This window comes from Prescottella sp. D32 (assembly GCF_037287305.1).
In the GTDB taxonomy this organism is placed as follows: domain Bacteria; phylum Actinomycetota; class Actinomycetes; order Mycobacteriales; family Mycobacteriaceae; genus Prescottella; species Prescottella equi.
Window position 1 is genome coordinate 310,432 of the sequence record NZ_JARBSW010000005.1, and the last position, 21,287, is coordinate 331,718.

Consider the following 21,287-nt stretch of genomic DNA (forward strand, 5'->3'; position numbering starts at 1 on the left):
GATCGCAGACCTCGGGAACCATCCCCATGGGTGATTCGTCCTATTTTCGTAGGACATGTCCACCAACAGAGAAAGAAGGCTATGAAACGCAGGCCCCGCAAACCTCGAAGACCCGTCGTCCGACGTGTGATCATCACTGACACCACCACTGTGGAGGTGTCCACGTGCTGACCCTGCTCGGAATCGTCGCCGGTGTCGCCGTCGTCCTGGCGATCACCGCGCTGACCGGCTACTTCGTGGCGCAGGAATTCGCCTACATGGCGGTCGACCGGTCCCGCCTGAAGGCGCGCGCCCAATCCGGCGACGGCGCCGCGGCCCGCGCCCTCGGCGTCACCCGCCGCACCTCGTTCATGCTGTCCGGCGCCCAACTCGGCATCACCGTCACCGGTCTGCTCGTCGGCTACGTCGCCGAACCGCTCATCGGCCGCGGGCTCGGCGAACTGATGGGCGGGATCGGGATCCCCACCGGCGTCGGCATCGCCGTCGGCGCGATCCTCGCGGTGCTGTTCTCCACCGTCGTGCAGATGGTCTTCGGCGAACTGTTCCCGAAGAACCTCGCCATCGCCCGACCCGAACCCGTCGCCCGACGCCTCGCGTTGTCCACGACGCTCTACCTCAAGCTGTTCGGCTGGCTGATCTGGCTCTTCGACCAGTCGTCGAACCTGTTGCTGCGTGCGCTCAAGATCGAGCCCGTGCACGACGTCGAACACTCGGCGACCGCGCGCGACCTCGAGCACATCGTCGCCGAGTCCCGCGACGCGGGCGAACTGCCGCGAGAGCTGTCGACGCTGCTCGACCGCATCCTCGACTTCCCCACCCGCACCGCCGAGCACGCGATGATCCCGCGGGCCCGGGTCGACGTGATCCGCGCGAACGAACCGATCGGCGCCGTCGTGGCGTCGATGGGCGCCGGGCACACCCGCTACCCGGTCGTCGGCGCCACCAGCGACGACCTGCTGGGCGTCGTCCACCTGCACGACCTCCTCGGTGCCGACCCGGTCGGCACCGCCGCCGACCACGCCCGGCCCGCCGTGATCGTCCCGACGACGCTGCCGCTGCCCGACGTCCTCGCCCAGCTGACCGCCGCGAAGGACGAGATGGCGCTGGTGATCGACGAGTACGGCGGCTTCGCCGGTGTGGTCACCGTCGAGGACATGGCCGAGGAGCTGGTCGGCGAGATCGCCGACGAGCACGATCCGGACCACGAGGAGACCGAGGTGCAGGCCGTCGACGGCGGCTGGCTGATTCCCGGCGGCGTGCACGTCGACGAGGTCGCCCGCGTGCTCGACGAGCACCTGCCCGAGGACGACGACTACGAGACGTTCGCGGGCCTCGTGATCGCCGAGTTCGGCGGGCTCCCGCGGGTGGGCGACACCGTGACCGTCCAGCTGCCCGCCGATCCGGCCGACCTCGTCGCCGACGAACCGCCACCACCGACGTATCTGGACGTCGAGGTCCGTGCCGTCGACAAGCACGTGCCGTCGGCGCTGTTCGCGACCGTCCACACCGACCGGAAGGACGCCGTCGATGAGTAACCCGTGGATCGTCCTGGCCGTCACCGTGCTGCTGATCGCCGCGAGCGCGTTCTTCGTCGCGGTGGAGTTCGCACTCATCGCCGCCCGCCGGCACCGTCTCGAGGACGCCGCCCCGAACAGCCGTTCGGCACGCGCCGCGTTGCGCAGCGCGTCCGAGCTGTCGGTGCTCCTCGCCGGCTCGCAGCTCGGCATCACCGTCTGCACCCTCGCGCTCGGCGCGGTGACGAAACCGGCTGTGCACCATTGGCTCACGCCGGCGTTCGCGGACTGGGGCGCCCCGCTGTGGCTGGCCGATGTCGCCGGTTTCGTGCTCGCGTTGCTCATCGTGACGTTCCTGCACCTGGTGGTCGGCGAGATGGCGCCGAAGTCGTGGGCGATCGCCCACCCGGAGAAGTCGGCCACCCTGCTCGCGATCCCGATGCGCGGATTCATGTGGCTCACAAGGCCGTTGATCGTGATCCTGAACCGTGCCGCGAACTGGTGCCTGGTCAAGGTCGGCGTGCAGCCGGTGGACCAGGTGGCGTCGGGCCAGGATCCCGAGGCGCTGCGGCACCTCGTCGAGCACTCGGCGACCGTCGGCACGCTCGACGAGCGCTACCACGGGCATCTCACCAGCGCGCTGGAACTCGAGTCGCTCACCGTCGGCGACATCGTCCGTCCCAACGACCGGCCGAGCAGTGTCGACGCGGATGCGCCCGTCGAACGGATCCGCGAGACCGCCGATGCCAGTGGGCACCTGCGCCTGCTGGTCCGCAGCGGCACCGACGTCGTGGGCGTCCTGCACGTCCGCGACAGCCTGGGCGCGGCGCCCGAGACCCGGGCCCGCGATCTGATGCGCGACGTGCTCACCGTCCAGGCTGCGACACCGGTCTACGAGGCGCTCGCGACGATGCGGAACACCCGCAGCCACATCGCGATCGTGCGAGACGACGCCGGACGGTTGATCGGACTGATCACCCTCGCCGACGTCCTGGCGCGGCTGATGCCCTCCGCGGGCACCGCGGCCTGACCACGGCGAAGGCGGAACCGGGAGTGGCGCCCCGGTTCCGCACGGTGGGTGTTTCCGCCCGGCGATCCGGGGGTAGTCCCTGGGCATGGAGATGCGTGTGACCCTCTGTGTGGACGGCGCCGAACGGACCTGCACCGTCGACACCCGCACGACGCTGCTCGACGCACTCCGTGACCGCCTCGGCGTCTTCTCGCCCAAGAAGGGCTGCGACCACGGCCAATGCGGGTCCTGCACGGTGCTGCTGGACGGCCGACGGGTGACCACGTGCCTGTCGCTCGCCGTGGCGCAGGACGGCGCCGACATCGTCACGGCGTCCGGACTGTCGGACTCCGGCCTCCACGCTGTCCAGCAGGCGTTCATCGATCAGGACGCGTTCCAATGCGGCTACTGCACGCCCGGCCAGGTGTGCTCGGCGGTGGGAATGCTCGCCGAAGCCGCGGACGGGGCACCCAGTCACGTGACCGAGGACCTCACCTCCGCACCGGAGTTGACCGACGACGAGATCCGCGAACGGATGAGCGGCAACCTGTGCCGGTGCGGCGCCTACCCCAACATCGTCGCCGCGGTCCGACAGGTCGCCCACGAGCAGGCTGCGGACACGTGATCCCCTTCCGCTACGAGCGACCCGCCGACGCGCCCGCGGCGGTGGCGCTGCTGCACGAGAATCCGGGCGCGAAGTTGCTGGCCGGCGGAACCAACCTGGTCGATCACCTCAAGCTCGGCATCGCCACCCCCCAACTCGTCGTGGACATTTCGCGTATTCCACTCGATTCCGTCGAGCCGACCGACGACGGCGGACTCCGGATCGGGACCAACGTGCGCAACAGCGATCTGGCCGCCCACCACGTTGTCCGCGAACGGTATCCGGCGTTGTCGCGCGCACTTGTCGCCGGCGGGTCACCACAGTTGCGCAATCTGGCCACGACGGGCGGAAACCTGCTCCAACGCACGCGCTGCGTCTACTTCCAGGACGTGTCGACGCCGTGCAACAAGCGGCAGCCCGGCACCGGGTGTTCGGCGGTCGGCGGATTCACCCGGCATCACGCCATTCTGGGCGCCTCGGACGCTTGCGTCGCGACCCACCCGTCGGACATGGCGGTGGCGCTCGCAATGCTCGACGCCCAGGTGCTGGCGCTGGGGCCCGATGGTCAGCGCCGCATCCCGGTGACAGACTTCCACCGGCTTCCGGGACGCGACCCCGACATCGACACCGTGCTGGAACCCGACGAGATGATCCTCGCGGTCGAACTGCCGGCGCCGGCGCCCGGTGCGGTGTCGACGTATCGGAAGGTGCGCGAGCGCGCGTCGTACGCGTTTGCGCTGGTCTCCGTCGCCGCGGAACTGGGACTCGACGCCGGAGTCGTCACCCGTGTCCGCATCGCCTTCGGCGGCGTGGCGCACAAGCCGTGGCGGGCCACGCGCGCCGAGGCGGCATTGCGGGGGCGCACCGCGGACGTCGACACCTTCGCCGATGCGGTCGACGCCGAACTGGCGTCGGCACATCCCCTGGACGGCAACCGATTCAAGGTCCCACTGCTGCAACGCGCCACCGTTGCCGTGCTGCGGGAGCTTGCCGGGGAGGCGACACAGTGAATGCCATCGGCACATCCCTCGCGCGCATCGACGGCCCCGCCAAGGTCACCGGAAGGGCGCCGTACGCGTACGAGCACTCGGTCGCCGCCCCGGCGTTCCTGTACCCGATCACCTCGACGATTGCACGCGGTTCCATCGTGGACATCGACAGCACCGCGGCCGAACGATCCGACGGCGTGCTGGCGGTGCTCACACCGTGGAATGCGCCGCGCCTGGAGGACACCTCGGACGGTGAGTACCGCCTGCTGCAGGGCCTCGAGGTGGCGTTCCGCGGGCAACCGATCGGTGCCGTGATCGCCGAGACCCCGGAGCAGGCGCGTCACGCGCAGACGCTCGTGCGCGTCGAGTACGACGTCCGGACTCACGACACCACGTTTCGTACGGACGCAGCGGGCATGTACCTCCCCGAATCCGCCAACGGCGGCTACGAGACCTCCACGGAGGAAGGTGATCCCGACACTGCGTTCGCCCGCGCCCGCGCCGACGGGGTGATCGTCGACGGCTGGTACACCACCCCGGAAGAGCACAACAATCCGATGGAGCCGCACACCACCGTCGCGCTGTGGGCCGAGGACGCACAGGAACTGACGCTGTACGACTCCACCCAGGGGCCGCACGGCGTCGCGGACACACTCGGGCCGATACTCGGGTTGTCCCCGGAACAGATCCGGGTGATCGCGCCGCACGTGGGTGGCGGATTCGGCTCCAAGGGCGCCCCGCACGCGCACGACGTGCTCGCCGCCCTGGCCGCGATGACACTGCCCGGCCGAGCGGTGAAGTTCCCGGTGACGCGGCAACAGATGTTCGTCTTCGTCGGCTACCGCCCACCGACGGCGTCGCACATCCGGATCGCCGCGAACCGCGACGGCGGCATCACCGCGCTGGTGCACGATGCGTACTCGCAGAGTTCGCACACCAAGGAGTTCGTCGAGCAGACGGCGGTCCCGTCGCGGTCGATGTACACGGCGCCGCATCGGCGCACCTCGCACCGAGCCGTGGCACTCGACGTCCCGGTGCCGTACTGGATGCGCGCCCCGGGCGAGGCCCCCGGAATGTATGCGGGTGAGGTCGCGATGGACGAGCTCGCCGACGCCTGTGGGATCGATCCGATCGAGCTGCGGGTCCGCAACGATCCGCCCGTCGACCCCGAAAGCGGCAAACCGTGGGGGTCGCGCCGACTGGTCGACTGCCTGCGGGAGGGCGCCCACCGATTCGGCTGGGAGACGCGGCCGTGGCCGGCCGGGAGTCGGCGCGAGGGGAACGCGCTCGTCGGATTCGGCGTGGCGAGCGCCACCTATCCACACATGATCAATCCGGGTTCGAAGGCAACGATCCGACTGCGCGAGGACGGTCGGCTGGGCGTGCAGATCGGCGCCGTGGACATCGGCACCGGCACGTGGACCACGCTCACGCTCATCGCCGCCGACGCCCTGGGTTGCGACCCCGAACGCATCGCACTCGAGATCGGCGACACCGCGTTGCCGTACGGAACCGTCGCGGGAGGATCGTCCGGGACGTCGTCGTGGGGTTGGGCGATCCTGACGGCCGCACGCAAGTTCCGCGCCAAGTTCGGCGACGATCCCCTCCCGGGAGCCGAAGTGACCGCGGAATCGGACACCGAACCCGACGACGACTATCGAATCAATTCCTACGGAGCGCATTTCGTCGAAGCTCGGGTCGACATACACACCGGCGAGATCACCGTTCCCCGCATGCTCGGGGTGTTCTCCATCGGCCGAGTCGTCAACCCGCGCACCGTCCGCTCGCAGCTACTCGGCGGCATGACGTTCGGGATCTCGATGGCGCTGTTCGAGGAGAGCGTCCGCGACGGGCGGTTCGGGCACGTCGTCACCCAGGATCTCGCGACGTATCACTTCCCCACGAACGCGGACGTCCGGGACATCGACGCGATCTGGCTCGACGACGTCGACGAGCGCGCCACCCCGATGGGTTCCCGCGGCGCCGGCGAGATCGGAAACGTCGGCAGCGCTGCCGCCGTGGTCAACGCCGTCTGCAACGCGACCGGGACACGCGTGCGGGAACTGCCGATCCACGCGGACGACCTGCTCCCCCACCTGCCGAATATTCGCGAGACCTGAAACGCCCGACGGCTGAGCCGACGAGATCCGGCGTAAGGTCAGTCGATAGGGGTGTTCCGAGCGGGGCGAGATCATGAGTGCTTCTCCGAACGGACCGCACCGCGGTCGGGCGCATGCGCACACGGCCGCGTCGCGGTTGGCGGTGGCGGTGACATTCGTGCTGCTGTCGCTGATTCCCGGCGCCATCGCCTTCGCCCTCGGCCGGTCCCCCTTCGCGATCCTCTGGCTCGTCGTCTTCACCGGCCTCGCCCTTGGCGCCGTCGCGGCAATCCTGCCCTCGAGCTGGAGTCGCTGACCCGGCCGACCGGGCCGGTTGAATCCACGGGTGAATTCCGGGGAGGGTGCACACCCCGGCCTTACCTTGGGGTAACTTGCGAGCGCGCGATCTGCGCAATCAAACAAACAAATGGATGGGAAGCAGTCATGAGTTCTTCCGAGTTCGCCACGTCCGTCGCCGAGGTCAAGCCGGTCGTGAGCGGCATCGCCGGCGCACTCACCGCGGTCGCCACGATCCTCGGTGTGCTGGGAACGCTGGCTTCCTTCAGCTGACCCGAAGCGCGGCCGCGCGTACACCGCGGTCCTCCGCAACGTGGAAGTCCTCCACCGGCGAATCCGGTGGGGGACTTTCGTTTGCGCGGCCCGCCATCACACGCGCGGCTTCCGATCCGGCGCCGGTACGCGGAAGTTCCGGCCCGGTTCACCGACCGGCCATCCGGCCGCATTCTGTCGTTGCGGTTGCCGTCCTACCTTCCTCCCGACCTTGATCATCAACAGGGAGGCCGCATCGTGCCCATGTCACCGCTCAACCGCCGCACGTTTCTCGAGCGCACCGCCCTCGCCGGAATCGGGGTGACGCTCGCCGGCAGTGTGGGCACCCTGTTCCGCCCCGCCGTCGCGGGCGCCGCCCCCGGTGCCGCGATCGGCTACGGCCCGCTCGTCGCCGATCCCGCCGGAATCCTCGCCCTGCCCAAGGGTTTCTCGTACACGATCGTCTCCCGCTCGGGTGAGACGCTGCTCGACGGCGGCGTCCCGTTCCCCAGCGATCCCGACGCCAACGGCGTGTTCGCGGCCGGCAACGGCACCACGATCGTCACCAACCACGAGGTGGGTGGCAGCGAGCCGTTCGGTGTCCCGGCCGTCGACGGCCTCACCTACGACCCGGGCGCCCGCGGCGGCACCACCACGACGACGCTCGACCGCAGCGGCGCGCGTCAGGCCCAGTACGTCAGTGTCGCGGGCACCGTGAACAACTGCGCGGGCGGCATCACCCCGTGGGGCACCTGGCTCACGTGCGAGGAGACCGAGGCCCGTGCCGGGTCGAACGGTTTCACCAAGGCCCACGGCTACGTCTTCGAGGTCGATCCGGCGAGCCAGGCTGCGAACGTCGGCAAGAGCCCGATCCCGCTGAAGTTCCTCGGCCGGTTCGCGCACGAGGCGGTGGCCGTCGACCCGTCGTCGAGCGCGGTCTACCTCACCGAGGACGCGGGCAGCCCCAACGGCCTGTTCTTCCGGTGGACGCCGCCGCAGGGCTTCGTCGGCGGACCGGGCGCGTTCCACGCGCTCGCACAGTCGCCGGGCGGGGACACCGCCGGCAGCCTGCAGGCGATGAAGTGCTTCCAGGACGGCACCCACGTGCCCGACCTCGCCCAGGCCGCGACGCCGGGGGTCAAGTACACCGTGCAGTGGGTCGACGTCCCCGACCGCGACGCCAAGACCACCTCGGTGCGCAAGCAGTTCACCAACGACCAGGTCACCCGCAGCCGCAAGCTCGAGGGGCAGTGGTGGGGCGACGGCGGCGCGTACTTCGTCGCCAGCTTCGCCCGCACCAGCGACGGCAGCGTCGCCGAGCACGACGGACAGGTGTGGTTCTACGACCCGGCCACCCAGACCGTCGAACTGAAGACGCTGTTCGGGGTCAACCCCGACCCGTCCGTCGACACCGGTAACTACGACGGCCCCGACAACATCACCGTCTCGCCGCACGGTGGTCTCATCCTCGCCGAGGACGGCGACGGCATCAGCCACCTGATCGGCGTGACCGAGAGCGGCGAGCCGGTCTCCGTCGCCCGGAACGAGTTGAACGACAGCGAGTTCTGCGGTCCGGCGTTCAGCCACGACGGCCAGACGCTGTACGCCAACATCCAGAGCCCCGGCATCACCGTCGCGATCCGCGGGCCGTGGCGCCGATCGACGGGCTCGTCCGCCGGCTCGTCCGGCTTCTCCTTCGGCTCGCTGGAGTTGCCGTTCGGCTCGTAGACCCTCCGTCACCCGTGGACGCCCTCACCCGCACACCGCAGGTGGGGGCGTCCGGCGTTTCCATTCGGGTTCGTCCAGGACGAAAGCCCCTGGAGCGACGGGGCGTTGTCCCCTATCCGAATGGGGACCTCCGACGGCATCGTCAGGGCATATCGGATTTCGATCGGCATCCCGGGGTGAAGAAGTGTGAGGAAGTTCCTGCCGTATTTCTCGACTCGACGAGGGGCGGCGCGGGTGTACCACAACTTCCTGGACTGCCCGGCGGGCATGCGGATCGCCCGGGCCGACCGGGAGCCCGGGGTAGGGCCGGACGGTCTCGCCTATCCACAGTGCGAGCAGTGCGCAGCGTGGGACGACAAGATCGCGCAGTCACGCAGCGCGCTGCACCGGTGGTTGGAGTCGGAGTAGCCGTCGACGAAATACGTGGACGCACAGTGCATACCGCGTGCTACCGATCGACCCGGATGTCGGCGGTCCACACCCGTTGCAGCATGTGCCAGTCGGCCGGGTGTGCGGCGATCCCCGCCGCGAACCGGCTGGTCATCGCCTGAGTCGTCGGCTGCAGTCCACCGCTCGTGTCGATCGGCGGCCCGACATGGAACCCCCAGCCGTCGGGTGTGAACCAACAGTTGACCGGTAGCAGGGGCGCACCGGTGTCGAGCGCCAGCCGCGCCGGCCCGGCCGGCATGCGAGTCGGTTCGCCGAAGAACGTGACGGGCACGCCCGTGCCGGTCACGTCGCGTTCGGCGAGGAGCCCGACGATCCGCCCGCGGCGTAGATGCGTGGTCAGTTGTTCGAACGGTGGTTGCGCGGAGCCGGTGAGGGGGATGATCTCGAATCCGAGCCCCTCCCGGAATCGCACGAACCGGCGGTACAGCGATTCGGGCCGGAGGCGCTCGGCGACGACGACCGGCGGACCCACGCGTCGCGCGATCCATACACCGGCCATGTCCCAGTTTCCGCTGTGATGCAGAGCCAGAACCGCACCCCTGCCGCGCTCGACCGCCTCGTGAATGTTGCCGAGCCCCGTGGCCGACGACTCGATCTCCTCGACCAGCCGCACCGGATCCATCGTCGGGAGCCGGAAGGCTTCGCACCAGTAGCGGGCGTAGGAACGCAGGCTTGCCCGCACGAGATCGTCCGGCACCTGCGCAGGCGTCGTGGACAGCACCCGGGCCAGATTGCGACGAAGCTGGTCCGGGCCGCCGCCCCGGGCCGCGCGATCAGCCGCGAAGTCGAACAGTCGCCTCGCCGACCGCTCCGGCAGGGCGCGCACCAACCGCCAACCTGCCGCATACCCGAGATCCCAGGCCCGGTCCCCGGGGTTCATCGGCCGCGGCCGTCGACGCGGACCGCAGCAGTGCAACAGACACCCCTGCTGTGATTCGGCGGGGAGTGGATTCCGAGCCTCATTCTCCGAGTGTCCTCCCCCGAGAGAGACATGGGAACGACGAAATACCTCGCAATCGTGTTGTCGCGCTTCGCGCATGACTCAGGAGGCTGTCGGATCCGGAGGAACGTCAGGATCGTCCGACCGTACGGCACGGCATTGGTGTGAAGAGGTCCAGGAACGGGTATACGTCCCACGCCCCTGAACACCCACTTCCGACTGGAGTCGACATGCTTGTGATCATCGGATTGATTCTCCTCATCGCAGCCATCGTGATCGCGGTCGCGGGAGTCCTGACCAACGGCGGTAGTGAGCACGCGATAACGGATGACTTCTCCATCCTGGGCTACCACGTGACCGGATCGACCGGGACGCTCTTCCTCTTCGGCGTCGTCGTCGGCGCGGTCGGCGTGGCCGGCCTCGCGCTACTTCTGGCCGGAGCCCGGCGGTCCTCCCGACGGGGGCGCGCCGCCCGAAACGAACTCGACCAGATCCACCGGGCCGACACCGCACGCGCCGAGCAACAGCGTAAGACCCCGCCGCCGCCGACCGAGCAGGGTGCATGAATCTACCTGCAGACGAACAACTCTCGGCGTGCGCCTGATCAGCCGGTCGCCTCGACGCCGAGTGTCTATGCCACCCGGTAGCCGTCGTCGACTATCGATCGCATGTCGTCGTAAGCGCGTTGCGGCTGGGTCGTCGGTGGAATCACCACCAGGAGGGTGCCGCGCCTATCCGTGCCGATCAGGCACATGACCCCGGCGGGCTGCCCCGGCAGCGGTTCGGTGAACCGGATCCCATCGGTGTTGTCGATTCGACGTTGGTTGATGCTGAGCATGTCCCAATCGAATGCGATCCGCTCGATCGGCCCCGTTCGCGGTGCCAGCACCGAGATCAGGTCGTGCAATTGAGCGGTGAGGTTCGAAGTCCACGGCCACCACGCACCGGCGATCTGGCCGGACCCCGACTTCTGCCCACGCAGGACCAGTCGTGGAGTACGACTCGGGACGGGGAACGGCTGCAGGCCGTCCGCGGTCTCGACCTCGTAAAGAAGGCCGTTGACCAGATCCGGTTGTCGTGTCATGACTCCTGCCGCTCCTTCATCGGAGGACGAAACCGATCCTTGTCCGACCGATGCACTGCCGTACGAGAACCGCCGGCGACCTAGCACGTCGATACCTTCAGCCTACGCGTCACACGTCTCGGCGCGGCGGCCCGAGAACCGGCGAGCAGCACGGACAGCGCGGTCGAGCGCCTGGGCGTTCAGCAGACTCGTGACGTGTACGGTCGAGTCATCGCAGCTATCCACGCATCGGCACTCCCGTGCGGGCCGCTTTTGGAAATCAAGGCCGATTCGCGGCCACGCTAAGGAGCGTCTCGAATGACGCAAACTCCTGCCCATTTCGACCTTCGCCGGGAATCTCCGCCGGGGGACGGAGGCCAGCCCTTCTCTGCCCCGACCCGCATCACCAGGCTGCTGTTCAGCACCGGAAGCCTGGGTGAGGTGGAAGCGGTGTGGTGGCCGCGCACCCAGAACCTGAGCATCGAACTCCACGACCTCGTCGTCGCTCTCACCCCGAGACTCGGCCCTGTCGCGCGCATCCGTTTCGACTGGAACGCGGTCAGCGCGATGCAACGCCAGATCGACTCGGACGACGGGTTGGACGTCACCGGCCCCGAGCCCGGCCAGCCGTGCCGAGTCATGAGGGTCGACGGCCGCAACGGAAGTCGTATCGACATCGCCATCGTCGAGCCGGGCGCAGACACCGCGTACGGATACCGACAGATGGCCCTGCTCCTCGACTCTCCAGCCGAACTCGTCGGACAGGGGTGACGACGGCATGGCAATGCGAATCGTCGCCTTCGACGTCGTCGAACGCAACGACGTCGGAGTGGACGAGATCCAGCGACTGGCACGCGACCTCTGGCAGGCGATGTCGGCGGGTCGTGAAGGCGCGAGCGAGCGACCTCGATGGATCAACAGTGGCGCAGTCGCCGCAGCCGACGCCTACACGGCACATCGGTTCGAGGGCACCGTCGACGGCGAGGCGTGAGCCCGCCCACATCACCAAACGGCGGCAAATGCCCTCTTCCTGGGAACGAGAAAGACCCCCACCTGCATCACTGCAGGTGGGGGTCTTTCTGATGTGCGCCCGAAGGGATTCGAACCCCTAACCTCTTGATCCGTAGTCAAGTGCTCTATCCGTTGAGCTACGGGCGCATGTTCTATCTTCAGTTGTACTGGACCCGCGAAAGGACCAGTGTGGCGGAGGCGAGAGGATTTGAACCTCCGGTCCCCTTTAAGGGGGACAACTCATTAGCAGTGAGTCCCATTCGGCCGCTCTGGCACGCCTCCTTGGGGGCCGGCTCGTTTCCGATCCGCCGGGCGAAACATTACACAGAGTTCGCCAGCAAACGCAAAACGCCTGGTCAGCGTCATCTCCTATCTCAGGTTGCTGTCGAACCAGTCGAAGATCCGGCGTTGGGCGTCGAGGATCGCGACCACGAGCGGATCGTCGTCGTCCGCCGACGGCTCCGGGACGGGCGGTTCGTCGGCGCGGTGCGCGAGTCCGACGTAGCTGACGATGTTGGTGGGCGCGTCCGACCTCGCCACGGCATCCCGCAGTCGCTCGACATGCTCGGGCGGGGTTCGCGGATCGTCCTCGCCGTACAGGCCCAGCCAGGGCGCCCGGAGCGACGGCGCCGCGTCGACGAGCGCGGGGGTGTCGTCGGTGAGCGGTGCCACGATGCCGCGCGCCGACACACTGACCGCGGCCCCGACCGGGCGGTTCGTCGCGACGAGCAACGCGGCGGTGCCGGCGTCGTCGAAGCCCAGGACGCCCACACAGTCCGGATAGATACCACGTCCGACCAGCCAGTCGAAGGTGGCGTCGAAGGCCGCGAACAGGGTCTCGCCGAACACTTCGCTGTCGCTGTGCGCGGGTTCGTGGTGGAAAAGATGCGGGGCGGCCACCACCCAGCCCTCCGCGGCGAGCGCGCGCATCAGATCGAGCAGCGCGGGAGCGAAGTCTCGGGATTCGTGCAGGAGCACGATGCCGCCGCGGGCCGGTCGATCCGGCTCGACGGCGGTGAGCGGCACGCGTTCCTCCGACTCCACGGGGGCGTCGACGTCGGAGCGCAAGGGGGCGTCGTCCCGGAAGATCCCCGGCATGAATCAACCTTGGCACGACCACGGCGGCAGTGCACGCGATCGCGGGGCGCATAATCGCATCGTGACCCCCGTGACCCGCGCAGACCTCGAATCCATCCCGACCTACGTGCCGGGCCGCAGCTATCCCGGGGCCATCAAGCTGGCCAGCAACGAGACCACCCAGGGTCCGCTGCCCGGCGTGGCGCAGGCCATCGCGGACGCCGCGTCCGTCGCGAACCGCTACCCCGACAACACGTCGGCCGCGCTGATCCGCGCGCTGTCCGAGTCGCTCGGGGTACCGGCCGAGAACATCGCGACCGGCTGCGGCTCGGTGGCGCTGTGCCAGGAACTGGTCCAGGCGACGTGCAACGAGGGCGACGAAGTCGTCTACGCGTGGCGCTCGTTCGAGGCGTACCCCGTCGTGACCAAGGTCGCCGGCGCCGTCTCGGTCCCGGTGCCGCTCACCCCCGAGCACGGCCACGACCTGGATGCGATGTTGGCCGCGATCACCGACCGCACCCGTCTGATCTTCGTGTGCAACCCCAACAACCCCACCGGGACCGCGCTGGGCCGAGAGGAGCTCGAGCGCTTCCTCGACGCCGTCCCGGCCCGGGTCGTCGTCGCGCTCGACGAGGCGTACTTCGAGTACAACCGGTCCGGCGTCGACGGCATCGACCTGGCCCGCACCCGCCGCAACGTCGTGGTGCTGCGCACCTTCTCCAAGGCGTACGGCCTGGCCGCGCTGCGCGTCGGGTACGCGGTTGCCGATCCGGCCATCATCGCCGCGCTGGCCAAGGTCCACATCACCTTCAGCGTCAACGCGGTGGCGCAGTCCGCTGCGATCGCGTGCCTGGGAGCGCGGGACGAACTGCTCCGCCGCACGCACGACGTCGTCGCCGAGCGCGACCGGGTCCGCGACGCGCTCCGGGCCGCCGGCTACGACGTCCCGGAGTCGCAGGCCAACTTCGTCTGGCTGCCGTTGGCCGACCGCTCCGCCGCGTACGGCGAGGCGAGCGCCGAGGCCGGCGTGCTGATCCGCCCGTACGGCGTCGACGGGGTGCGGATCACGATCGGCGATCCCCACGAGAACGACGCGTTCCTCGCGTTCGCGACGTCGCCGGCGGCGCAGGAACTGGCCGGGATCCCGGCCGGGTCGCCCACGGTGTAATCCAACCGTTATCGGTCGACGGGTCCGCCACCACCGATTCGTTGGCAAACTCGTCCCGGTGTGCCGACCAGGAAGCGATTTGTCCGGACGCCGCCGACGCGGCCCCGCGATCGTTCTCGCCGCCGCGCTCGGCACGTCGCTGACCGTCGGCATCCACACCGCGCAGGCGCGCCCGCCGGACGTCGACAAGGTGCCCGTCCGCCTGCTGGCGATCAACGACCTGCACGGCAGCCTGCAACCGCCGCAGGGGGCGCGGGCACAGATCCTGCGTCCCGACGGCCCACCGGTCGACGCCGGCGGGGCCGCGTACCTCGCCGCGTACATTCGGCAGCTGCGCGGGCAGGCGCCGAACTCGCTGCTCTACTCGGTGGGCGACAACTGGGGGTCCTCCCCCATCGAATCCGCACTGTTTCACGATGAACCGGCCGTCAACCTGCTCAACACGATGGGCGTGGACGCCGCCTCGGTCGGCACCCACGAACTCGACGAGGGCTTCGGCGAGTTCCGGCGGATGCAGACCGGCGGCTGCCACACCGTCGACGGCTGCCAGTTCGAACCCGAGTTCGCGGGCGCGAAGTTCCCCATTCTCGCGGCGAACATGGCTCTCGCCGACGGCACCCCCGCGACGCTCCCGTTCACGGTGGACTACGTCGACGGCGTCCCGGTCGGCGTGATCGGGGTGATGCCCTCCGACACCCCGGCGAAGGTGGCGGTCGACGGTGTCGCAGGACTCGAGTTCGGCGACGAACTCGCCACCATCGACCGGACCGCCGCGACACTGGACTTCCTCGGCGTCCACGCGGTCGTCGTGCTGCTGCACCGCGGGGACGAGCCGACGGTCGGCGGGCCCAACTCGTGCGACCTCGCCGACGGCCCGGTCCGCACCATCGCGACCCGCGCGACGCCGCTGGTGGACGCGATCTTCACCGCCGACAGCCACGCCCAGTACAACTGCAGCGTCGACGACCCGGCGGGCGACCCACGGCCGGTGATGCAGGCGGCCTCCCACGGCCGGATCGTCTCGGTGGTCGACATGACGCTCGACCGGGCCACCGGCGAGGTCGACCGGCCGAGCACCCAGGCTTTCAATCAGATCGTGACGCAGGACATCCCGCCCGATCCCACCGTCGCCGACCTGGTGGCCCGCGCCGGCGTGCAGTCGGCGGAGGTGGCGCAGCGACCCGTCGGCGCGATCACCGCCGACATCACCCGCGAGCCGGGACCGGGCGGCGAGAGCCCGCTCGGCGACCTCATCGCCGACGCCCAACTCGCGGCCGCGCGCGGGCGCGGCGCGCAGATCGCTCTCACCAATCCCGGCGGCGTGCGGACCGACCTGCTCCGCGGCGCCGACGGGACGGTGACGTTCGGCGACGCCTACCAGGTGCAGCCGTTCGTGAACTCGCTCGAGGTGCGCACCCTCACCGGCGCGCAGCTGAAAGAAGTTCTGGAGCAACAGTTCCAGACGAGACCGGACGGCTCGACGCTGGAGCTGATCCTGGCGCCGTCGGCGTCGTTGACCTACCGCATCGACCGTGCTGCGCCTGTCGGCGCCCGCATCGCCGATCTGCGGGTCGACGGCACCACCGTCGTCCCGGACGGCCGCTACCGGGTTGCGGTCAACAAGTTCCTGGCCGACGGCGGCGACGGGTTCACCGCTCTGCGTGGCGGAACCGAACCCGCCTCCGCCGGAAACGATCTCGAAGCCCTCACCTCGTACCTCGAAGCCCACTCCCCCGTCGCGCCGCCCGCACCAGGACGCATCGCGATCGCGGCCCCGAACTGACATCACTCGGCGCGGCACGGGTTTGCCAGAGAACTGCCAGACGGATTCAAGCCGGCCCACAGCCGGGGTGTGCAGCATGGCAGTGCGCAACCGCGTAACCCGTTACGACCGAAAGGTTTTTCTCCCATGGACCTGAGCTACCTGTCCGAGTTCTTCGGCGCCTCCTCCGATCTGTTCGGCGCTCTCGACTTCTTCAGCGGATCACTCGGCGCCTGAGCTCGGTGCCACCGGCCGTGGGGTCGAGCGTTCGATGCGGCGCTCGACCCCGCGCGACCGAGTCGCCCTTGATCCCGCTCTTGCTCAGGTCGCCACCCATGTGCCGGCAGTAGGCATCGAGAGCCTGCACGTCGCCCTCGTTGTCGGCGAACACGACCAGCTTGGTGCCGAACGCCTGGATCGCGTGCGGCTTGCCGCCCTTGAAGGACTCCGAGAGGCCGACGCAGTGCCAGCCGCGAGCGAAACGATCTGGAACCGTGCCGGTTTCGATCTCTCGGATCCGGCCGTCGTCGAGGTGCGGCGTCATCGCGGCGTCCTCCTTCCTCACGTGTGTGATCGTGAAAGATGTTCAGGCCGTGACGCGGCCGGCGTTGCCGCCGTCCACGGGGACCACCGTGCCCGAGATGTGTGCGCTGGCGTCGTCCGCGAGGAACAGAACCACACGCGTGATCTCACCGGGCTCGAGCCACGGCGTCGGAATCGCGTGCAGCCCCCGCATGATGCTCTCGATGTCGTCGGGTCCCGGCGTCTCCAGATCGGGCCGCAGGTGCCGGTAGAGGGCATCGTTGTGCAGCATCGTCGTAGCGATGTTGCCGGGGGCGATCGCGTTGACGGTGATCCCCGACTTCGCCAGGTCGAGAGCGGCGCTCTTGGTCAGGCCGATCACCCCCCACTTCGACGCGCAGTAGGCGGCCATGTTCGTGTTGCCCTGACGTCCCAGCATCGACGAGATGGTGATGATCCGGCCGTAGCCCTGCCCGATCATGGTCGGCGACACCGCGACGACGGTGTTGAACACGCCGGTGAGATTCGTGCCGATCACCTCGTCCCACACCTCCGACGAGGTGTCCTGCACAGCACCCTGGACGGACACTCCGGCATTGGCGACGGCGATGTCGATCCGGCCGAACTCTGAGAGCCCCCGCGCCACCACCGATTCCATGGCGGGACGGTCGGCCGCGTCGGCCCTCACGGCCAGGCAACGGCGCCCGGTCTTCTCCACCAGCCGCACCGTCTCCTGAAGATCGTCCTCAGTGGCCATCGGGTATCCGACGACGTTGCTCGACGCGCAGCGGTCCGTGACGATCACATCGGCGCCGCCCTCCGCGAACGCGACGGCGTGCGAACGTCCCTGCCCGCGCGCACCGCCGGTGATCAGCGCAACCCGTCCTTCGAAACGATTCATCGCAACCCCTTCGTCGTGTGCGTTTCGCAGACAGTCAGTCACGAGTCCGGCGACTGCGGCGCGCTCGTCCCGCCACACGAGACGAATGGGCTCAGACGGTCCTCGCCAGCGCGGCGGCTGCCTCCCGGACGAGCGGCGCCAGCCGATCGGGGTGGATCGAGTGGGCGTCGCCGGCGACGCTCAGGGACACCGCCGCGCCGTCCTTCGACCGGACGGCACAGCCCACGCTCCCGACAATCAGCATCTCGGTGCCGTCGCCCGTCGCCACGGTCTCGAAGGCGACGCCTTTCCTGGCGCGGATCCGGGCGAGTTCCGCATGCAGCGCCGGCATCGTCCATCGGGCCCCGGCACCCTGACCGGAGAGGACCGGTCCCATCATGTCGTCCACCTCCTCCGGTGGAAGCAGCGCGAGCATCGACCGCCCGCCGGCCCCGCGATCGGCGGGGAGCCGGGTACCGACCCGCGAGCGGAGGCGCCGCGCGAACGGGCCACCGATCTTGTCGAGGAAATACTCCTGCCCGCCGTCGAGAACCCCCAGATGGATCACCATTCCGGTACGCAGGAAGAGTTCCTGGAGCACCCCGCTCGCGCCCACCCGGATGCGGGCGTGGGTGGCCTGTGGTCCGACGGCACCGAGCGCGCGGGGACCGAGGCGGAAGTTGCGGCCCCACCGCGTCAGCCAGTCCAGCTCGATCATCTCCACGATGATCCGGTGTGTGCTCGACCGGGGCAGCCCCGATCGGCGGGCGATCTGATCGAGGCTGAGGTCGGCATTCGGATCGTCGAAGACGTCCAGGATCCGCGTCATCCGCGCCAGCAGGGAGTCGCGGCCCGAACGCGTGGCAGACACCGCAGACATGACTTCCGTGCCCTCCACTCGACTCCGAGCGCCCGCTGCGCCGACTCGGTCAGAGTGTAGTGAGCGGCGCCACAACGCGGGCGGCCGCGACTATCGCACGAGGAGATCGCGAAGGACTGCGACGATCTCCCGCGGCGACTCTTCCGCCATGAAGTGACCGGCGTCGGTCGTCCGGTGGACCAGGTCGGGTGCCCATGCCCGCCACAGCGCGACCGCGTCGTAGCCGAGAGCGTCGCCCCAGTTCTGCTGGACGACGGTGACCGGCATCGCGAGCCGTCGCCCCGAGTCACGGTCCGCGCGGTCGTGTTCGACGTCGATACCCGCCGAGGCCCGGTAGTCGGCGACGATGGACGGCACGGCCTCCCGCGACGCCCGCAGGTACTCGGCCCGAATCTCGGCGGGCATCGCGTCGGGATTCCGCGTCCACGCATCAAGGAAGTAGCCGAAGAAGGCGTCGGCGGTCGCCTCGATCATCTGCTCCGGAAGCCCCGGCGGCTGGGCCATCAGATAGAGGTGGAAGGCCACGGCCGCGTTCGCGCCGTGCAACACGTCCCACATGTCGAGGGTGGGCAGCACGTCCAGGCTCGCGAGGTGCGTCACGGTCTCGGGATGGTCGAGCGCGGCGCGAATCGCGACCAGCGCACCCCGATCGTGGCCGGCCAGGGCGAAGCGGTCGTGGCCGAGCGCGGTGGCCACGGCGACCACGTCGGCCGCCATGGTGCGCTTGGAGTACACGTCGCGGTCCGCCTCCACCGGCTTGTCGCTGGCGCCGTATCCGCGCAGGTCGGGGCAGATGACGGTGTGATCGTCGGCGAGCGCACCGGCGACGTGACGCCACATGAGGTGGGTCTGCGGGAAGCCGTGCAGGAGTACGATCGGGTCGCCCGTTCCGCCGGTGGCGACGTTGAGGTCGACGCCGTCGGCCACGGTCACGCGCTGGTAGTCGAAGCCGGGAATCGTGGGCCCGGAGTGCACTGCAGACATGTGTCGGTCCTTTCGCTGTCGGTGATGCGCTGTCCACCCTGGCGGGAACGGATGAGCAATCGATGAGCACGCGACGGGAAGGGGCGAGCACCGGTGTCGACGACGTTCGGTGTGCTCGGCCCGACCGCGGCGTGGGACGACGGCGGTCGTCCCGTCGCGTTGAAGGGGCCACGTCATCGCGCCGTCCTCGCCCGCCTGCTCGCGGCGCGGGGCCGCGTCGTCCCGCTGAACGTGCTGATCGACGATCTCTGGGACACGCCGCCGGACGGTGCGGCCGCTGCCGTTCGCACGTTCGTCGCCGCACTACGCCGCTCCCTCGAGCCGGACCGTCCGCCGCGTGCGCCGGCAACTCTGCTCGTCACCGAGGGACCCGGATATGCGGTACGTCCCGTCCCGGACGCGGTCGACGCCTGGGCTTTCGAGCGGATGGTCGTCGAGTCGGCCGGCATGCCGCCCCATCGTTCCCGCGAACTACTCGACGCCGCTCTCGCGACGTGGCGCGGGCCCGCCTATGCCGACTTCGACGAGATGGATTGGGCGCGAAGCGAACGCGTACGCCTCGAGCAGCTCCGGCTGGTCGCCGTCGAACGCCGGGCGGGGACCCTTCTGGCGCTCGGTCTGGAGGTCGACGCCGTCCCCGAACTCGACGCGCACGTCACCGAGCATCCGTGGCGCGAGGAGGGATGGCGGCTTCTCGGGCTCGCGCTCTACCGCTGCGGCAGGCAGGGCGAGTCCCTCGCTGTGCTGCGGCGCGCGCGGGCACGGCTCGCGGACGAGCTCGGAATCGACCCGTCTCCGGCGCTGCGACAACTGGAAATCGATGTGCTGCAGCAGAGTCCGAAGTTGGATCGCGGCCGAGACGACTCCGACACGGCGCGGGTCTTCACCGCCGCGGCCACGGCCTACGAGCGGGTCGCCGGCGGCGGCTCGCGCGCCCGACTCGAGTCCGCGGTGAGCCTGCTGCGCAGCCTCGCGGTGACCGGCGGCGCCGGACTGACCGCGGCCCGCGAGCAACGACTCGCAACGATCACCGCAGCGGAGAAACTCGGCGATCCCGTGCTCACCGCCCGGGTGATCGGGAGCTACGACGTACCGGGCGTCTGGGCACGTTCCGACGATCCCGAGCAGGCTGCACACGTCGTCGCCGCCGCCCGGCGCGCGCTGGCCGCCCTTCCCGACGGCAACGACAGCGTGCGGTGTCGGCTGCTGGCGGTCGTCGCGATGGAGTCGCGTGGCACCCGCGACCCGGCCGCCGTGGATGCCGCCGCGGAATCCGAGCGTCTGGCGCGAGCACTCGACGATCCGGCCCTGCTGGCACATGCCCTGAGCGGAGTCTTCATGCAGTCTTTCCACCGTTGCGGCCTTGCACCCGAGCGGGATTCGATCGGGAGGGAGATTCTCGGGCTCGCGCGTCGACACGCGCTGGTGAACTTCGAGGTCCTCGGCCACCTCATCCGCATGCAGGCCCTCGGCGGGCTGGGACGCTTCGACGACGCGGACCACCAGGCCGACGCGGTGGAAGCGCTCGGCGCGCTGCACGAGCGTCCGCTGGTGGCGCCGTTCGCCACGTGGTACCGCGCGATGCGGCGAGCGGCGAGCGGGATCCCTTGGAGGGAGGCTGAATCCGCGTATCGGAGTGCCTCCGCGAGCCTCGAGGACGCCGGGATGACCGGCGTCGACCGGGGAATTCTGCCGCTGGCCGTGCTGTGTCTGCGCGTGTGGCAGAGGCGGCCGATCGAGTTCGACCGAGACATCGACTGGGGCCCGTACGCGCCGTGGGCACGCCCGTTGCTCCTCCTCGCCGACGGCCGTCGCGAGCAGGCCGCAGCTGCGGCGCGATCCCTCCCGGACCCGCCTGCGGACCACCTCGCCGAGGCACTGTGGGCACTCGCCGCGACGGCGGCGGTCGAAGTACACGACACCGCCCTCATGAGGCGCAGCCACGCCGCGCTGGCTCCGGCCGCAGGGCAGATCGCCGGCGCGGCGAGCGGACTGCTGACCGCAGGGCCTGTCGACGACTACCTCGCGATGCTGTCCGGCGAGCTCGACTGACGCTCG

At 69.5% G+C, this 21,287-nt stretch carries 21 protein-coding genes, 2 tRNA genes and 1 pseudogene; 15 read left to right on the forward strand and 9 right to left on the reverse strand.

The genetic code is table 11. The features are described 5' to 3' along the window. Positions 1 to 164 precede the first annotated feature (164 nt). From PSS76_RS20720 to PSS76_RS20760, 9 genes are all read left to right on the forward strand, one after another. The gene (locus tag PSS76_RS20720) at positions 165 to 1,535 is read left to right on the forward strand and encodes a hemolysin family protein (RefSeq protein ID WP_337456595.1); all 1,371 of its coding nucleotides are present in this window, start codon (positions 165 to 167) and stop codon (positions 1,533 to 1,535) included. Next, positions 1,528 to 2,544, forward strand: coding sequence for a hemolysin family protein (locus PSS76_RS20725; protein WP_022593486.1), 1,017 nt, complete (start codon positions 1,528 to 1,530; stop codon positions 2,542 to 2,544). The genes PSS76_RS20720 and PSS76_RS20725 overlap by 8 nt, the downstream gene beginning before the upstream one ends. A gap of 85 nt (positions 2,545 to 2,629) precedes the next feature. Further along, positions 2,630 to 3,148: a 2Fe-2S iron-sulfur cluster-binding protein gene (locus PSS76_RS20730; protein ID WP_005516219.1), complete on the forward strand. Its 519-nt coding sequence runs from the start codon at positions 2,630 to 2,632 to the stop codon at positions 3,146 to 3,148. Beyond that, positions 3,145 to 4,137 (forward strand): FAD binding domain-containing protein, encoded by a 993-nt coding sequence (locus PSS76_RS20735; RefSeq protein WP_337456596.1) that lies wholly within the window; start codon positions 3,145 to 3,147, stop codon positions 4,135 to 4,137. Before PSS76_RS20730 ends, PSS76_RS20735 begins: the two co-directional genes overlap by 4 nt. Beyond that, positions 4,134 to 6,236, forward strand: coding sequence for a xanthine dehydrogenase family protein molybdopterin-binding subunit (locus PSS76_RS20740; protein WP_064078251.1), 2,103 nt, complete (start codon positions 4,134 to 4,136; stop codon positions 6,234 to 6,236). Before PSS76_RS20735 ends, PSS76_RS20740 begins: the two co-directional genes overlap by 4 nt. Before the next feature lie 73 nt (positions 6,237 to 6,309). Beyond that, complete coding sequence (locus tag PSS76_RS20745; protein ID WP_064058545.1) at positions 6,310 to 6,531, forward strand: hypothetical protein; 222 nt, start codon at positions 6,310 to 6,312, stop codon at positions 6,529 to 6,531. A 128-nt stretch (positions 6,532 to 6,659) separates the two neighbouring features. Then, entirely contained in the window at positions 6,660 to 6,785 is a 126-nt protein-coding gene (locus tag PSS76_RS20750) for a hypothetical protein (protein WP_005516225.1), read from the forward strand. 237 nt (positions 6,786 to 7,022) lie between these two features. Continuing rightward, entirely contained in the window at positions 7,023 to 8,492 is a 1,470-nt protein-coding gene (locus PSS76_RS20755) for an alkaline phosphatase PhoX (RefSeq protein WP_337456597.1), read from the forward strand. A gap of 186 nt (positions 8,493 to 8,678) precedes the next feature. Beyond that, positions 8,679 to 8,900, forward strand: coding sequence for a hypothetical protein (locus PSS76_RS20760; RefSeq protein WP_037084727.1), 222 nt, complete (start codon positions 8,679 to 8,681; stop codon positions 8,898 to 8,900). A gap of 40 nt (positions 8,901 to 8,940) precedes the next feature. Here the strand turns inward: PSS76_RS20760 and PSS76_RS20765 are convergent, their stop codons facing one another. Continuing rightward, on the reverse strand, positions 8,941 to 9,822 hold the full coding sequence (locus PSS76_RS20765) for a phosphatidylinositol mannoside acyltransferase (RefSeq protein ID WP_044990308.1): 882 nt from the start codon (positions 9,820 to 9,822) through the stop codon (positions 8,941 to 8,943). Positions 9,823 to 10,112: 290 nt separating this feature from the next. Between PSS76_RS20765 and PSS76_RS20770 the strand changes: the two genes are divergently transcribed. Next, the gene (locus tag PSS76_RS20770; RefSeq protein WP_022593473.1) at positions 10,113 to 10,448 is read left to right on the forward strand and encodes a hypothetical protein; all 336 of its coding nucleotides are present in this window, start codon (positions 10,113 to 10,115) and stop codon (positions 10,446 to 10,448) included. Positions 10,449 to 10,513: 65 nt separating this feature from the next. Here the strand turns inward: PSS76_RS20770 and PSS76_RS20775 are convergent, their stop codons facing one another. Then, positions 10,514 to 10,966: a DUF5994 family protein gene (locus tag PSS76_RS20775; RefSeq protein ID WP_081185564.1), complete on the reverse strand. Its 453-nt coding sequence runs from the start codon at positions 10,964 to 10,966 to the stop codon at positions 10,514 to 10,516. 297 nt (positions 10,967 to 11,263) lie between these two features. On the opposite strand from PSS76_RS20775, the gene PSS76_RS20780 reads away from it, so the two are divergent. Beyond that, on the forward strand, positions 11,264 to 11,716 hold the full coding sequence (locus PSS76_RS20780) for a DUF5994 family protein (protein ID WP_064078252.1): 453 nt from the start codon (positions 11,264 to 11,266) through the stop codon (positions 11,714 to 11,716). Positions 11,717 to 11,723: 7 nt separating this feature from the next. Further along, positions 11,724 to 11,936: a hypothetical protein gene (locus PSS76_RS20785; protein ID WP_139791980.1), complete on the forward strand. Its 213-nt coding sequence runs from the start codon at positions 11,724 to 11,726 to the stop codon at positions 11,934 to 11,936. Between the two features lie 94 nt (positions 11,937 to 12,030). Here PSS76_RS20785 and PSS76_RS20790 read toward each other — a convergent pair. The 3 genes from PSS76_RS20790 to PSS76_RS20800 form a co-directional block, all read right to left on the reverse strand. Then, positions 12,031 to 12,103, reverse strand: a tRNA-Arg gene (locus PSS76_RS20790). A 43-nt stretch (positions 12,104 to 12,146) separates the two neighbouring features. Next, positions 12,147 to 12,238: transfer RNA gene (locus PSS76_RS20795), tRNA-Ser, on the reverse strand. Between the two features lie 87 nt (positions 12,239 to 12,325). Further along, entirely contained in the window at positions 12,326 to 13,054 is a 729-nt protein-coding gene (locus PSS76_RS20800) for a dienelactone hydrolase family protein (RefSeq protein WP_064075879.1), read from the reverse strand. A 61-nt stretch (positions 13,055 to 13,115) separates the two neighbouring features. Here PSS76_RS20800 and hisC point away from each other — a divergent pair, with 61 nt between their 5' ends. Both hisC and PSS76_RS20810 read left to right on the forward strand, forming a co-directional pair. Then, entirely contained in the window at positions 13,116 to 14,201 is a 1,086-nt protein-coding gene (gene hisC, locus PSS76_RS20805; RefSeq protein ID WP_044990306.1) for a histidinol-phosphate transaminase, read from the forward strand. 79 nt (positions 14,202 to 14,280) lie between these two features. After that, complete coding sequence (locus PSS76_RS20810) at positions 14,281 to 15,984, forward strand: bifunctional metallophosphatase/5'-nucleotidase (RefSeq protein ID WP_064075878.1); 1,704 nt, start codon at positions 14,281 to 14,283, stop codon at positions 15,982 to 15,984. A 268-nt stretch (positions 15,985 to 16,252) separates the two neighbouring features. On the opposite strand, the pseudogene PSS76_RS20815 reads toward PSS76_RS20810, so the two are convergent. From PSS76_RS20815 to PSS76_RS20830, 4 genes and pseudogenes are all read right to left on the reverse strand, one after another. Beyond that, positions 16,253 to 16,507 (reverse strand): annotated as a pseudogene (locus tag PSS76_RS20815) (Rieske 2Fe-2S domain-containing protein); the annotation flags it as partial. 42 nt (positions 16,508 to 16,549) lie between these two features. Further along, entirely contained in the window at positions 16,550 to 17,386 is an 837-nt protein-coding gene (locus tag PSS76_RS20820; protein WP_084865574.1) for a mycofactocin-coupled SDR family oxidoreductase, read from the reverse strand. 91 nt (positions 17,387 to 17,477) lie between these two features. Then, positions 17,478 to 18,245: an IclR family transcriptional regulator gene (locus PSS76_RS20825; RefSeq protein WP_139809549.1), complete on the reverse strand. Its 768-nt coding sequence runs from the start codon at positions 18,243 to 18,245 to the stop codon at positions 17,478 to 17,480. Positions 18,246 to 18,335: 90 nt separating this feature from the next. Beyond that, positions 18,336 to 19,229 (reverse strand): alpha/beta fold hydrolase, encoded by an 894-nt coding sequence (locus PSS76_RS20830; protein ID WP_084865571.1) that lies wholly within the window; start codon positions 19,227 to 19,229, stop codon positions 18,336 to 18,338. A gap of 93 nt (positions 19,230 to 19,322) precedes the next feature. Between PSS76_RS20830 and PSS76_RS20835 the strand changes: the two genes are divergently transcribed. Continuing rightward, complete coding sequence (locus PSS76_RS20835; protein WP_084865569.1) at positions 19,323 to 21,281, forward strand: AfsR/SARP family transcriptional regulator; 1,959 nt, start codon at positions 19,323 to 19,325, stop codon at positions 21,279 to 21,281. Positions 21,282 to 21,287: the final 6 nt, after the last annotated feature.